The sequence below is a fragment of the Xanthomonas sp. 3075 genome (assembly GCF_014197275.1).
Classification (GTDB): domain Bacteria; phylum Pseudomonadota; class Gammaproteobacteria; order Xanthomonadales; family Xanthomonadaceae; genus Xanthomonas; species Xanthomonas campestris_B.
In genome coordinates this window covers 85,607-98,463 of the sequence record NZ_JACIFI010000018.1, presented here as the reverse complement: position 1 = coordinate 98,463, position 12,857 = coordinate 85,607, and the positions used below count along the sequence as shown (strand labels likewise).

At 59.1% G+C, this 12,857-nt stretch carries 10 protein-coding genes, 1 tRNA gene and 1 pseudogene; 6 read left to right on the top strand and 6 right to left on the bottom strand.

The window, feature by feature from the left end:
• Positions 1 to 122 precede the first annotated feature (122 nt).
• Complete coding sequence (locus GGR62_RS16185) at positions 123 to 1,202, top strand: hypothetical protein (RefSeq protein ID WP_184408875.1); 1,080 nt, start codon at positions 123 to 125, stop codon at positions 1,200 to 1,202.
• Between the two features lie 113 nt (positions 1,203 to 1,315).
• A pseudogene (locus GGR62_RS16180) lies at positions 1,316 to 1,797 on the top strand (IS5 family transposase); the annotation flags it as partial.
• A gap of 63 nt (positions 1,798 to 1,860) precedes the next feature.
• On the opposite strand, the gene GGR62_RS16170 reads toward GGR62_RS16180, so the two are convergent.
• The 4 genes from GGR62_RS16170 to GGR62_RS16155 all read right to left on the bottom strand — a co-directional run bounded on the left by GGR62_RS16170 (position 1,861) and on the right by GGR62_RS16155 (position 7,640).
• Positions 1,861 to 2,954 (bottom strand): IS3 family transposase gene (locus tag GGR62_RS16170; RefSeq protein ID WP_184408873.1). Its coding sequence is split into 2 segments (ribosomal slippage): positions 1,861 to 2,693 and positions 2,693 to 2,954, totalling 1,095 coding nucleotides; the frame shifts between segments, so codons are not numbered across the junction.
• A gap of 447 nt (positions 2,955 to 3,401) precedes the next feature.
• Positions 3,402 to 5,930 (bottom strand): tetratricopeptide repeat protein, encoded by a 2,529-nt coding sequence (locus tag GGR62_RS16165; protein WP_184408872.1) that lies wholly within the window; start codon positions 5,928 to 5,930, stop codon positions 3,402 to 3,404.
• Between the two features lie 718 nt (positions 5,931 to 6,648).
• A complete protein-coding gene (locus tag GGR62_RS16160) occupies positions 6,649 to 7,467 on the bottom strand; it encodes a 4'-phosphopantetheinyl transferase superfamily protein (protein WP_260306183.1) in 819 nt (272 codons plus the stop codon).
• An 89-nt stretch (positions 7,468 to 7,556) separates the two neighbouring features.
• A tRNA-Leu gene (locus tag GGR62_RS16155) sits at positions 7,557 to 7,640 on the bottom strand.
• Between the two features lie 144 nt (positions 7,641 to 7,784).
• On the opposite strand from GGR62_RS16155, the gene GGR62_RS16150 reads away from it, so the two are divergent.
• Entirely contained in the window at positions 7,785 to 9,077 is a 1,293-nt protein-coding gene (locus GGR62_RS16150) for a nucleotide sugar dehydrogenase (RefSeq protein WP_184408871.1), read from the top strand.
• On the opposite strand, the gene GGR62_RS16145 is transcribed toward GGR62_RS16150, so the two are convergent.
• Both GGR62_RS16145 and GGR62_RS16140 read right to left on the bottom strand, forming a co-directional pair.
• Positions 9,061 to 10,323, bottom strand: a complete 1,263-nt coding sequence (locus GGR62_RS16145) for a TIGR03862 family flavoprotein (RefSeq protein ID WP_184408870.1) — start codon at positions 10,321 to 10,323, stop codon at positions 9,061 to 9,063. The genes GGR62_RS16150 and GGR62_RS16145 overlap by 17 nt on opposite strands.
• Before the next feature lie 11 nt (positions 10,324 to 10,334).
• On the bottom strand, positions 10,335 to 10,766 hold the full coding sequence (locus tag GGR62_RS16140; RefSeq protein ID WP_184408869.1) for an FKBP-type peptidyl-prolyl cis-trans isomerase: 432 nt from the start codon (positions 10,764 to 10,766) through the stop codon (positions 10,335 to 10,337).
• A 61-nt stretch (positions 10,767 to 10,827) separates the two neighbouring features.
• Between GGR62_RS16140 and GGR62_RS16135 the strand changes: the two genes are divergently transcribed.
• The 3 genes from GGR62_RS16135 (at position 10,828) to GGR62_RS16125 (ending at position 12,847) form a co-directional block, all read left to right on the top strand.
• Entirely contained in the window at positions 10,828 to 11,193 is a 366-nt protein-coding gene (locus GGR62_RS16135; protein ID WP_184408868.1) for a DUF6164 family protein, read from the top strand.
• A gap of 35 nt (positions 11,194 to 11,228) precedes the next feature.
• Positions 11,229 to 11,990, top strand: a complete 762-nt coding sequence (locus GGR62_RS16130) for a sulfurtransferase (RefSeq protein WP_184408867.1) — start codon at positions 11,229 to 11,231, stop codon at positions 11,988 to 11,990.
• Between the two features lie 209 nt (positions 11,991 to 12,199).
• Entirely contained in the window at positions 12,200 to 12,847 is a 648-nt protein-coding gene (locus GGR62_RS16125) for a response regulator (RefSeq protein ID WP_184408866.1), read from the top strand.
• The last annotated feature ends 10 nt before the right edge of the window (positions 12,848 to 12,857 follow it).

Here is a 12,857-nt window from a genome sequence, read left to right as displayed (position 1 = left end):
ATGACACCGGCTGCGTATGCCCAACATCTGGCAAACACCGATATCATCAGCCCTGGACTCTAAACCAGGCCGCTACTCAGGGCGGGGGGATGTCGTGATAAATTAAAAATAAGGAGCGAGTAATGGAAAGAGATTTTTTGGCGAAAAATGTGGAGGCAGATGTCTTGCAAAAGATAAAAAGCATCTATGCCCTCGCCAGTCAAAAAAAATCAACTCATGAGGTATGCTTAGATAATTTTTTAAAGTTCAGAAACTCCAGCTCCGATAAGGAGGTGGAAATCCTGGATCAAGCTCTAAATGACGCCCTCTTGAACTCAATGGCGACGCTGATAGACTACTATTGCATTTATTGCATGATAAATATTGGAGTTGATTTTGAAAAAATAACAAGAGTTCAGTACCGCCTCATCGGAAAAAAATATTTGATAGAAAATAGCACTCTAGAGAAAGAAGAAAAGGATATTCTATCATTAGATCTCTTCAGGCGAAAATTTGAAGAACGACTGTCTGCTTCATGCGGAATGGATATTGGTCAAGTTAATTTACATGACTATTGGACTGGCTATGTGGCGGATGCCATCTCAACAACACTCAACGCATACGGAGTTCTGAAAAATAAAAGAATTGAGCTTAAATTCGATCAAGTTAATAATTGTTTCATTTTTGATGATAAGATATCTGAGTATCATCATTGCATGAGATTCCTGTACTGCAATCCATCGTCTAACACTGGTGTAAGATATAATATTTACCTTGATATAAATAACTATCTTAAGCACAACTCTATTCCTAGAATTATGCGTAGGATAGAAGAGTTTCCAGATCCTCAAGAACGGAGAATTTATTCCTTTTTTGAAATTAGCAGCTATAAGTCAATTTTTTTGAAGGATGGGTTTTTGCGGGATATATTGGAAATGGACTTCGACAGCCTTGGTGAGAATTTAAAAATCAAATCAATTGAGGGGCGTCTTGAGTTATGCCCTTTGGAGCGGCGCTGGGAGATAGGCCCAATTATTGCTGTCGACAATAGCAATGGCTTCATCAGTGATGATGGTGAAACATTATTTTTCTTTGTTGATAGTGTTTTTCTTGCAAAAACAAAAAAATCAATATTGATTGACTCTGAGTCAAGCTTTAGAAGTGTTTTGGGTTGTTTAATTGAAGGAATAGAAGGAGGGCTTGAGTACTTCAGGCGGAAATGATTTATATTGAAATTGCCTAGGAGTTGTTGAGAATCAAATCAATTGCGTGGAAAGATGTGATGCAATCGGAAGATGACATCCGATGGGTATTAGCAGGCGCGCAGTGGGCAAAGATGGAGCCCAATTGCCTAGGCAAAGCAAGCGATCCAGATCGCAGTGGAACGGACAAACGGCGTTTCGTGGAAGCGGTGCTGTGGATTGCCCGAACGTGCAGTCCGTGGAGAGACCTGCCTGAGGAGTTCGGAAAGTGGAACACGGTGTTCAAGCGCTTTCGGGACTGGGTCAAGGCGGATGTATTCCAAGCTCTGTTTGATGCGGTGAGTGAGCAGCCGGATATGGAATATGAGATGGTGGATGCCACCATTGTGAAAGTGCATCGACATGGCCAGGGTGCAAAAGGGGGACTTCGGGCCAAGCCATTGGTCGTTCACGCGGGGGGCTGACCACGAAGATTCTGCCCTTGACGAATGCGTTGGGCAATTTGGTGAAGTTCATCCTGATGCCCGGGCAGCGCAACGACATCACCGGGGTGAAGGCGTTGATCGCGGACGTGCGCTTGGATGCATTGCTGGCTGACAAGGCCTTCGATGCAAATTGGCTGATCCAGGAGTTGCAGCGACGGGGCACACAGGTGGTGATCTTGTCGACTCCCCGCAATTCAATGCCAGCTAAAACTAGAGGTCTGCGGTTGATGTTGATCGCGGAACTCGGCGGGCGTTAGCCCGCCCAGGCTGCCGTGCGGTATCTGTTGGTTGTAGTCGGCCAGCCAGTGCTCGGGCTGTTCGCGGACCTCGCTCAGGGTGCGGAAGAGATACATGTCCAGCACGCCGTGCCGGTAGCTGCCGTTGAAGCGTTCGATGAAACCGTTTTGCATCGGCCGTCCCGGCTCGATGAAATCCAATGCGATGCCTTTGCGCTCAGCCCACTCGGCCATGGCCAAAGCGACAAATTCCGGGCCATTGTCCAGACGAAGTTTGCTCGGATAGCCGCGCCACGCCGCGATACGTTCCAACGTGCGGATGACTCGAGCAGCCGGGAGGTTGAGGTCGACTTCGATGGCCAACGCTTCCCGACTGAAATCGTCGATGACATTGAACGTGCGGAAACGCCGACCATCCCACAGCGCATCGGACATGAAATCGATCGACCATCCAGCATTGGGTCGATCATGTGAATGACGCGTCGTTACCCGGCGCTTGCTGCGGCGACGTTGATTGAGTTTCATCAAGCAGTACACGCGCCAGACCCTCTTGTGATTCCACAGATGTCCGCGACGACGGATGATCTGAAAAAGCTTTCCAAATCCGTGCTCGGGAAAACGCTCGGCCAACTCGGACAACAGCGCAATAACCTCCTCATCCCGATCGGGACGGCGCCGATAACGTGCTGTCGAGCAAGCCACGCCAACCACCGCACAAGCCCGGCGCTCGCTCCAGCCATGCTGCTCGATGAGCCAAGCAAGAAGCGGGCGCTTATGCGCCGGGTCTACAGCTTTTTTGCGATGACATCCTTCAATGCATGGTTTTCCATCGCGAGATCGGCGTACATGCGTTTGAGCTTGTTGTGCTCAGTCTCCAGGTCGCGGAGGCGTTGCACGTCAGCGGCCTCCATGCCGCCGTACTTGGACTTCCAGACGTAGTACGTCGCATCGGAAATGCCCAGCTCGCGACAGACATCCTTGACCTGGCGACCGCCCTCGACCTGCTTCAGCGTGGCGACGATCTGGCTCTCGGTGAACTTGCTCTCGCGCATTGGTGGTCTCCTTGGTGGCTAGTGCGCCGGAGACCTCTAGTTATGGCTGGATCAATTTTACGGGAGGCTGACAATTCCTATGGGGTGGAGTCCAGGGACAAGGGCAACCTAGAATTGAAGCGCAACGCGCCACCGGTCATTGTTACCGTTAGCATTGATTGCCGTTTGTCAGATGACCGTTGACGTCGCTCCTCGGTCTTGGAAGCCATATCGAGTCGCCTACTGTTGCAGAAGTCCGGAATAGCCGCACGTGAGGCGCGTACTCCAGCGAAGCCGACGATCAAACCCAGCAACATAAACATCGTGTCAGTGATCGGCCTATATCTTCCTGGTATGGGCCAGAAGTTCCCATTAGTACTTGAATGGTTGTCACACAGGTGTGGGCCGAGGAACCGTTCCAATCCATCATTTGCAGCGGTCGTTGGGCAGTATGCTAATTTTGGAAGACTACAGCAGGGTATATACCTGGTACGCGCCGTAGCAAAACGGCTGCTGCCGCAATGTATCCATCTGCAACACCAAACCCGGCGAGAGTTGCGTCCCCGTTGGTAATGCGCGAAGCAGCAGGGCCGCAAGCTCTTGGACTGGGAGGTCGACGAGCTTGGCCAGTGCGGTACTCGCGGCCTGCGAGGGATGAACGTCGCGCAGCCCTGGTGCGAAGAGCGAAGTGAACAATAGGTTGAATCGGTCCATGATCGCCCACGACGCGGCCAGGGCTTCCGAGCGGCCATTCAGGAGGAAAACGACCGGAAAGCCCATCAATTCGTGCGCGCGAAATCGCTGCTGCTGGTTGCGGTTGACGAGGCTTCCGCTGTGGCAGGTGCCCAGAACCGCGAGGCGATGGGGCCACCGAAAGGTCGCGCCCTGGAGTTTCATCAGGCTCATGACGCTCTTTTTGCCATGCCCTGCCATGTCCGCGAAGAACGGATCCGTGTACAGGCCGACGGAGACGCCGTGATGGGACAGAAAAAGCGCATCCGTCGAGGCCATCCGATCCGCGAACGCATCCCACCCCGGATTCTCCAGCACAGTCCCGGCTGTGCCGGCGCCCCGGAAGAATTCCTCGACGTCCGTGCGGTCGTATTGAAGGTCGGAATCGCTTCCGACAATGCCCAGGCAGGCATCGGGCGCACTGGCAACGCGCTGAGCGGGATACAGCGCGATGCAGGTGCGCACATCGAATCCACCAGCAGCCATTCGGGCCCGAATCCGCGGATCGCCCACCATCACTAGGTTGATCGGCGTCAAGTCCATCCCATCTGGAAGGAAAATGACACCTTTGCAGTTGGACACCGCTAGTTCGTCCAGCACGGGGGCGAGTGCGTCCAGCAGCGCTGTTTGGTAACCGTCGATGGTTTGGCCGAGCGCCTTTGTGGTTGCCTTGCCCGGGTCTTGGCGGTGCCGCGCCAGCGCCTCGTAGAACTCACGGGTCTGCACCTCTGGCAACGTGCACAGGACATACCGTTCTCCGAGCAGCAGCAGCAGCTTATGGTCGGCGGTGAGCAGGTTTACGAGGAGGGCGTAGCCTTCGTTCAGCCTTTGCACAATGACGGCTACGCTGCGCTCGGACGTCGCGTTTTGAAAGGGCCGGCCGATGCCATGCCTGGCACTCGCCCTGTCCGCGTACTCGGCGATGTCGCGCCAGGGATCGGGCTTCGCAATGGCCGACATCGGATCGTCGTACTTCTCGTGATAGCCCATCAGGTGTGGCGACCCATGGTGTGCGAGGTGATCAACCAAGCGCTCGAGTTCTTCGCGCTCGTGCGGGGCGAGCTTGGCAGCCAGGGCCGCCGCCCATTCTAGGAAGTTCAGCCAATCCGACACGCGGTTGGCGCGCGTGGCGGCGATCACGCCGACGACATCCGCGGCACGACCGGCGACGGGGAGGTCGGAGAGCAGCCGTTCCATTCGTCGGATATAGCGGTCGCGGAATCCGCGCCGGTAATGCAACTTCTCGGCCAGGGCAACCCCCGCCTCCAGATGTGCAGCGGCACGCTGTAGGCATGCGACGGCCTCGGCGGGATCGCCTCCGGCAATGGCATTCCGTGATGCGATCAGCTCCATCTCCAGACGATGCTCAGGATCAACGTTATCGAGCGACAACATCAGCGTGCGTGCATCGCACATCCGCGCTCTGGCGAGACCGGGCTCGTCCAGGTCGCGAAGGCATGCCGACAGGTTCATGAGCACAGCGGGCCGCGCGGCATCGCGCGACGACATCGCTGCGAGGATATCCTCATAGGCTATCCGGGCCGCGGCAAGGTCTCCGGTCTGGAACAGAGCCGTTGCGCGATTGACGGCCAGATGTGCCGGCACGGGCGTTCCCAGTTCGGCGTACTTTTGCACCAGCGTCGGCCAGACCTTTTCGGCGTAGACGTGGTCCTCCTCCTGCAGGCAGATCGCGTGAAGCGCACCGATGGCATCCGCATACGGCTGGAGCAAGCGGTAATCGCGCGCCAACTCCTCCGCTTGCCCCAGGGACTGGTAGGCCGGCTGGAATGCGCCGAAGTCGGCGAAAAGGTTCGCAGCGGCAATGAGGTTCTTGATGGCCTTGTCAATTTGCCCCAGTTGCTCGTACAACCGAACTACCTCGTAGAGCACGTGGGGCACGTGGTCGGCCTTGGCGTTGCCCGGCAGCAGGCGGCCGACGTTCTCCGCAGCCGATAGCGCCGCCATGTCGACGCCGCCCACAATGGTCAAGTCGACGAGTTGTGCAAGGTATCGCCTGACGCGCTCGGTGTCCCCGGACATGCAACTTGCGCACACGGCAGTGTTTAAAGCGTAGGCCAAGGCCTCTGGACGGTTTTCGCTTGATAGCACTTCGACGGTAATGTACGCGCAGGCTCTCGCGTCCTCGGATTCAACCGTTGCCTGCTGGAGCGCATCGTCAAGCTCGTCCAGTTCGAGATCCGAGTCGGGATGGGCCACCAAAGCTCGGAAATGGAGTTCGAAGGTCGCGGGATTGAAATCGATCATCGGCGGTGAACTGTGGCAGAGTTGTGAGCGATCTATGGCTTGGGATGGAACATTGCGAGTTGACCTTCTTGTCTTCGGTGACCAACAGCGTCACGCCTGAACAAGCGTTTCGTTGAGCATCAGATTGCCTTTAGGTGCAAATCCTTGTCTTAAGCCACGAATCGGTACCGGGCAACGCGCATGAATAACAAAGTATTGACTCCCTTGCCCAGCGGTTTCAGCGATTCCCGCCTCCTTGCGCGAACACTTGCCGACCGTGGAGGCGGCGCAGCGCCCCGTCCAAGATAGGCTGGACCAGTTGGAGTCGATCAACCAACGCCGCGCACTGGAGCTGCAGGCCACGGATCAGCAACGTACGCAGGATCAGCAGCGCGCTCCGCAGCTATCTATGTAATGAGAAGTGAGGCACGAGGCCTCAGCTTGTAGTGAATTTGAGCCCGAGGCGGGGTGCGTCGAATAGATTTGATCTGGTGAGTTGGCCAGTCTCGCAAAAGTAGTACATAATAGAGGTCTTCCAAAGGAGGGGTGTCTGACAAACCTCTTATGGATCAAGGAGTTAGGTCGGGAGCGAGCATCTCGTTTCCCGCTCCAAATCAGAACGACTGAATTTGACGATTCAGTTGATCACTCAAAAGGGCCTCACGGCCCTTTTTTGTTGCGTCGGATTTGTGCAGGCACTCTGTTCCCGCGCCTGTGGCTCGACGTTCTTCGGCCAGACTCACCAGACTCGATAGGTGATCACCGTCTGCGAATCGACAAAACCGAAACTGATATCGCACAGATGCCCGCTCGGTAGATCCGGGCAGAGCTGCTCGCTGAGCTGAAAACGGACGACTCCCGCAATGGGATCCAGTGCCACCAGGTGCGCACAGGAAAAATCGAAGTAGCGGCCTACTGCAGAAAAACTCGCCTTGAACAGACTCTCCTTGGCAGAGAAGACGATGGTCAGCAACACTTCCAGCGGCACGTTGGTGGACGCGCAGATCGACTGCAGCAACACCAGCTCCGAGCTATCCACGACAGTGCTCAACAACGCCTCGCGTGCGTCAGCGCCGACCACGTGCTCCAGGTCGATGCCGATCCCGCGCCATCTGCCAAGTGGTGCAACCGCCGCTGCGGCCAGCTGATTGGTGTGCGAGATGCTGCCGATCACCTGCGCTGGCCATAACGGTTCGCGCGAGCTGCCGGTGGCGATATCGGGACACGTGCCGGCGGCGATCAATCCCTGATGCTGCAAGGCCTGTCGCGCAGCCAGCCGGCCGAAGAAATACTCGGCCTGGCGTTTGCGAACGCTACGCGCAATCGTGTCAGGGCATGCGATGTTGCAGATACCAAATGCTTCGAGCGAAAACTGCTCGAGTTCGAATGCCAGCATCTGCACGATCAATCTGCCGCCGTCCAGGCAGGGCAGGGCATATTGCCAACGCGCGCGTAATGCCTCGATCGAAGCGATGCCTTGATCGCCGGCCGGAGGCAGGCCTCTTGTCAACATGGCGAACTGCAGGCTGTCATCGGGCTGGTCGCCTCGCGTGGACATCCTCGACGTCTCCAACTTAGTCCGACCTAGCTGTCCTAGCGACATGTGCCAACGTCTTCGTGCCAACCAATGGAGATGGATGAAGCGTGTGCCCGGGGCGGGAATCGAACCCGCATAGCCTTGCAGCTGAGGGATTTTAAGTCCCTTGCGTCTACCAGTTTCGCCACCCGGGCATAGCGATAGCGTGCCTGATTGCGCGCCGATTGTGAATCTCCATGCGGGGGGGCGTTGCTGCACTGACGGCTGGATTGCCGCCTGCGCTATGCTGCCGCCGCACAGCTGCGCGGTAACCGACCGCGCGCGACCGAAGGAACCGCATGTCCAGCACCACGCTTCTCGCCCCGCTTCAGTCACGCATCGCCGTCATCGGGCTGGGCTATGTCGGTCTGCCGCTGGCTGTTGCATTCGGTGAGCGGCGCGACACGCTGGGCTTCGATATCGATGTGCAGCGGGTCGGACAGTTGCGCGAGGGCCACGATGCCACGCTGGAGCTGGACGACACCGAGTTGGCCGTTGCAACACAGTTGCGCTACAGCGCAAACGCTGCCGATCTGGCGACATGCAGCATCTTCATCGTCACCGTGCCGACGCCGATCGACAGCTTCGAGCAACCGGATCTGCAGCCGCTGCGTAGCGCGACGACATTGATCGCTGCAGCCCTGAAGCCGGGCGACTTGGTGATCTACGAATCCACCGTCTATCCGGGCACCACCGAAGAAGTCTGCGTGCCCTTGCTCGAAGCAGCGTCCGGGCTGCGGTTCAACCAAGATTTTTTTTGCGGCTACAGCCCCGAGCGGGTCAATCCGGGTGACCGCCAACGGCGTCTGCGCGATATCCGCAAGATCACCTCGGGCTCCACCGCCGCTGCCGCCGATACGGTCGATGCGTTGTACGCCAGCATCATCACCGCCGGCACCTGGCGGGCGGCTTCCATGCGCGTGGCCGAGGCCGCGAAGGTCGTTGAAAACATCCAGCGCGACGTCAATATCGCGCTGGTCAACGAGCTGGCGCTGATCTTCGACAAGCTGGGCATCGATACGCTGGATGTGCTGGAAGCCGCAGGAACCAAATGGAATTTCCTGCCGTTCCGGCCTGGCCTGGTCGGTGGTCACTGCATCGGCGTTGACCCGTACTACCTGATGCACAAGTCCGAAAGCATGGGCTATCACCCGGACCTGATTCACACCGCGCGGCAAGTCAATAATCGCGTGGGTCGGCACGTGGCCGAGCGTGTCTGCGGCATGCTCGCCACACGCGGTGTGGTACTTGCGCAGGCGAGGGTGCTGGTGCTGGGCGCCACGTTCAAGGAGAACTGCCCGGACCTGCGCAATAGCCGTGCGCTTGAATTGGTGCAGTTGCTGCAGGCCGCTGGTGTGCAGGTCGATACCTGCGACCCCTGGGCAGACCCGGCGGAGGCGTTTCAGCATGCGGGCGTGCACCTGTGCGAGGCAGCGGACGAGGGCGCCTACGACGCAGTGGTGCTGGCGGTGGCGCATGCACAGTACCGCGACTACGACGCGCAACGCATTGCCGCGCTGGGCAAGTCCGGCGCTGTGATCTACGACGTCAAATCGGTCTGGCCGCGCGAAGCGGTCAACGATCGTCTGTAACGCACCCGTCTTGCTGCTGCAGCCAGTGCACCGCGCCATGTGCGGCACGTAATCCGCTGGCGAAGCAGGCGGTCAGCAGATAGCCGCCGGTCGGTGCCTCCCAATCGAGCATTTCTCCGGCGCAAAACACGCCAGGTTGTGCGATCGCCATCAGCCCATCGTCCAGCGCTTCCAGCCGCACGCCGCCGGCCGAACTGATCGCCTCGGCAAGCGGGCGCGGCCTGAGCAAGCGCAACGGTAACTGCTTGAGCGTGCGTGCCACCTGCACAGGATCGTCGCCGGCCTGTTTGCCCAGGTGTTCGTACAGCAGTGCGGCCTTGACGCCGTCGATGCCGACCTGTCGGCGTAAATGCTCGCTAAAACTCCGTCCCTTGCGCGGCTTGTCCAGTTCGGCGCTCACGCGCTCAAGGGAACGTCCCGGCACCAGATCCAGGCCAAGTTCGGCCACGCCTTGCGCATCGATCTGCTCTCGCAAGTCTGCAGCCACCGCATAAATCAGGCTGCCTTCGATTCCGGTGGCGGTGGCCACGCATTCGCCCTGCAGTTCGTGTTGCACGCCATGGCGATCATGCCAATGCGCCACCACCGGCTTGAGCGGCGCACCGGCATGCCGCTGCACAAAATGCGCGCTCCAGTCGATGTCGAAACCGCAGTTGGCCGGCACCAAGGGCGCAACCGCGATGCCGCGTTGCTGCAGTGGCGCTTGCCACAGACCATCCGAGCCAAGCTGCGGCCAACTGCCGCCACCGAGCGCCAACACCACCGCGCCTGCAACGCGCTGGATGTCACCGGTTGGTGTGTCGAAGCGCAACGTACCGTCATCGCTCAACCCAAGCCAGCGATGCTGCACATGAAACGCGACGCCTTGTTCCTTGAGTCGACGCACCCAGCCACGCAACAACGGCGCCGCCTTGCGATCCATCGGGAACACCCGTCCGGAGCTGCCGACATAGGTGTCCACCCCGAGATCACGCGCCCAGGCGCGCAGCGCTTGCGCATCGAACTGCTGCAACCAGGATGCGACAGCATCGGTACGTTCACGATAACGCTGCGCAAAGAGCGGCATCGGATCGGAATGGGTGAGGTTCAAGCCGCCCTTGCCGGCGATCAGGAACTTGCGACCGACCGATCCCTTGGCTTCGTACAGATCCACCGCAAGACCTGCCGCACATGCCACCTCGGCCGCCATCAAACCAGCCGGCCCGCCGCCGATCACCGCCAGCCGTCGCTTGCTCACGTCCGTCATTGCAACGGCACTCAGCGCGGCTGCACGCCAAGCAATTCCACATCGAACACCAGCGACGCGCCGGGCGGAATCACCCCGCCTGCACCGTTGTCGCCGTAGCCGTACTCCGGCGGAATCATCAGGGTGCGCTTGCCGCCCACGCGCATGCCGGCCACGCCATCGTCCCAACCGCGGATCACCTGGTGGCCGCCCAGCACGAACTGGAACGGCTCGGCGCGATCGACCGAGCTATCGAACTTCTTGCCATGCTTGTCGGCGGCTTTTTCGTCGTACAGCCAGCCGGTGTAGTGCACGGTGACCATCGCGCCGGGTGTGGCTTCTGCGCCGGAGCCGACATTGCGGTCGATCCGCTCGAACGTGGCGATGGTGCCCCCGGACGGCGGCAGGGCAGGCGCACAGCTTGCGAGCAGCAGCGCGGCACAAAGCGTCAACAGAAGGCGCATGGGATGGTCCGTCAAGGGAAGTGCGCCATTATCGCACCTGGCTCCCGGTATCATCGCGCCCATGGCCAAGCTGCTGCTCAATCTGCGCAATGTTCCCGATGACGAAGCCGACGAGGTGCGGGCGCTGATGCGCGAGCATCTCGTGCAGATCTACGAAACCCGGCCCAGCAATTGGGGCATCTCCGCTGGTGGCATCTGGCTCAGCGACGATGCCGACTACCCGCGCGCCAAGGCGGTGATGGATGCGTACCAGGCCCGGCGCGGCACGGTCGCACGTGCACAGCGCCAGGCAGCGCTCGCGTCCGGCACTGCCGAAACCTTCGGTGCGCTGCTGCGCAGGCGTCCGCTGTTCGTGATCGCCACGCTGATCGGGATGCTGGTGGTTGCGTCGCTGGTATTGCTGCCGTTTCTGCTGTTGCGCGGCTGATCGCACCTGCGGCGGCATCGGCTTAAAATAGCCGCATGATCACCAATACCGCTGCCTACCAGTTCGTCACCATCCAGAACCCACAGCAACTTGCCGACGCCGTGCTTGCGCATGCCGAGCAGCAGGCATTGAAGGGCTCGGTGCTGGTGGCCGAAGAGGGCATCAACCTGTTTCTGGCAGGCGATGCGGGGCAGATCGGCGCGTTCTACGCTTGGTTGCAGGCAGACCAACGCTTTGCGCAGATGCGCATCAAGTACAGCCTGAGCGCGTTGCAGCCGTTCGCGCGGCTCAAGGTGAAGGTCAAGCCGGAGATCATCAGCTTCCGCCGGGACGATGCGTCTCCGCTGCAGGGCCGTGCGCCGACGGTGACGCCCGCCGTGCTGCGCGAGTGGATGCGCAACGGGCGGGACGATCGCGGCCGCCCGCTGGTACTGCTGGACACGCGCAACGCGCAGGAAGTGGCATACGGTACGTTCCAGGGCGCGTTGACGCTGCCGATCGACAAGTTCACCGACCTGCCACACGCGCTGCAGACACACCGCGCCGGGTTGGCCGATGCCACTGTGGTCAGCTTTTGCACCGGCGGCATCCGCTGCGAAAAGGCCGCGTTGTGGATGCAGGCCGATGGCATGGACAACGTGCTGCAACTGGAAGGCGGCATCCTGGGCTACTTCGAAGAAGTCGGTGGCGAAGGCTATGAGGGCCGCTGCTTTGTCTTCGACGAACGTGTCGCAGTCGATTCCGAACTGCGTCCGCTGGTCGATGCCGAGCGCAGTAGCGAGACGGGAAAAATCTGACCAAGCGCGAGTGAATTGCCCGATATTCGCGCACTTACCTGGCTTGCATCATCTGATGACGCCGCGATGGTGCTTCCAATGCCTGCCATGATAGACAGCGGTAGAACGCTATGGGCTCTGACTCAAAGGTAATACGTCGCATCGAGCTTGCCCTGAATTATTCACGCAGCTAGGCTGCATCAGCCAGCCGCACAGCGAGGACAACAAGGATGACCATCAGAGTTTTTCTGATTGACGATCATGCACTCGTGCGCACAGGCATGAAGATGATCCTGTCCAAGGAAGTGGACGTCGATGTGGTTGGCGAGGCGGAGAGTGGCGAGGCGGCATTGCCGCAGATTCGCCAGCTCAAGCCCGACATCGTGCTGTGCGATCTGCATCTGCCTGGCGTTAGCGGGCTGGAAATCACCGAGCGCATCGTCAAAGGCGATTACGGCACACGCGTCATCATCGTATCCGTGCTCGAAGATGGCCCATTGCCCAAGCGTCTGCTAGAAGCGGGTGCCTCGGGCTATGTCGGCAAAGGCGGCGATGCGAACGAACTGCTGCGTGCGGTGCGCGAGGTCGCGCTGGGTCGGCGTTATCTGGGCAACACCATTGCGCAGAACCTGGCCCTGTCAAACCTGGAGGGCGGCGGTTCGCCCTTCGATGCCTTGTCGCCCCGTGAGCTGGAAGTCGCTTTGCTGCTGACTCAGGGCCTGCGCCAGGAGGATATCGCCAAGCGCTTGAGCCTCAGCGCCAAGACCGTCAATACGCACAAGGCGCGCCTGTTCGAGAAGGTCGGTATCCAGGACAACATCGCATTGGCGCGCCTGGCCAATCAGTACGGCCTGACCGATCCGTCCAGAACCTTGTAACGCGCAGCCT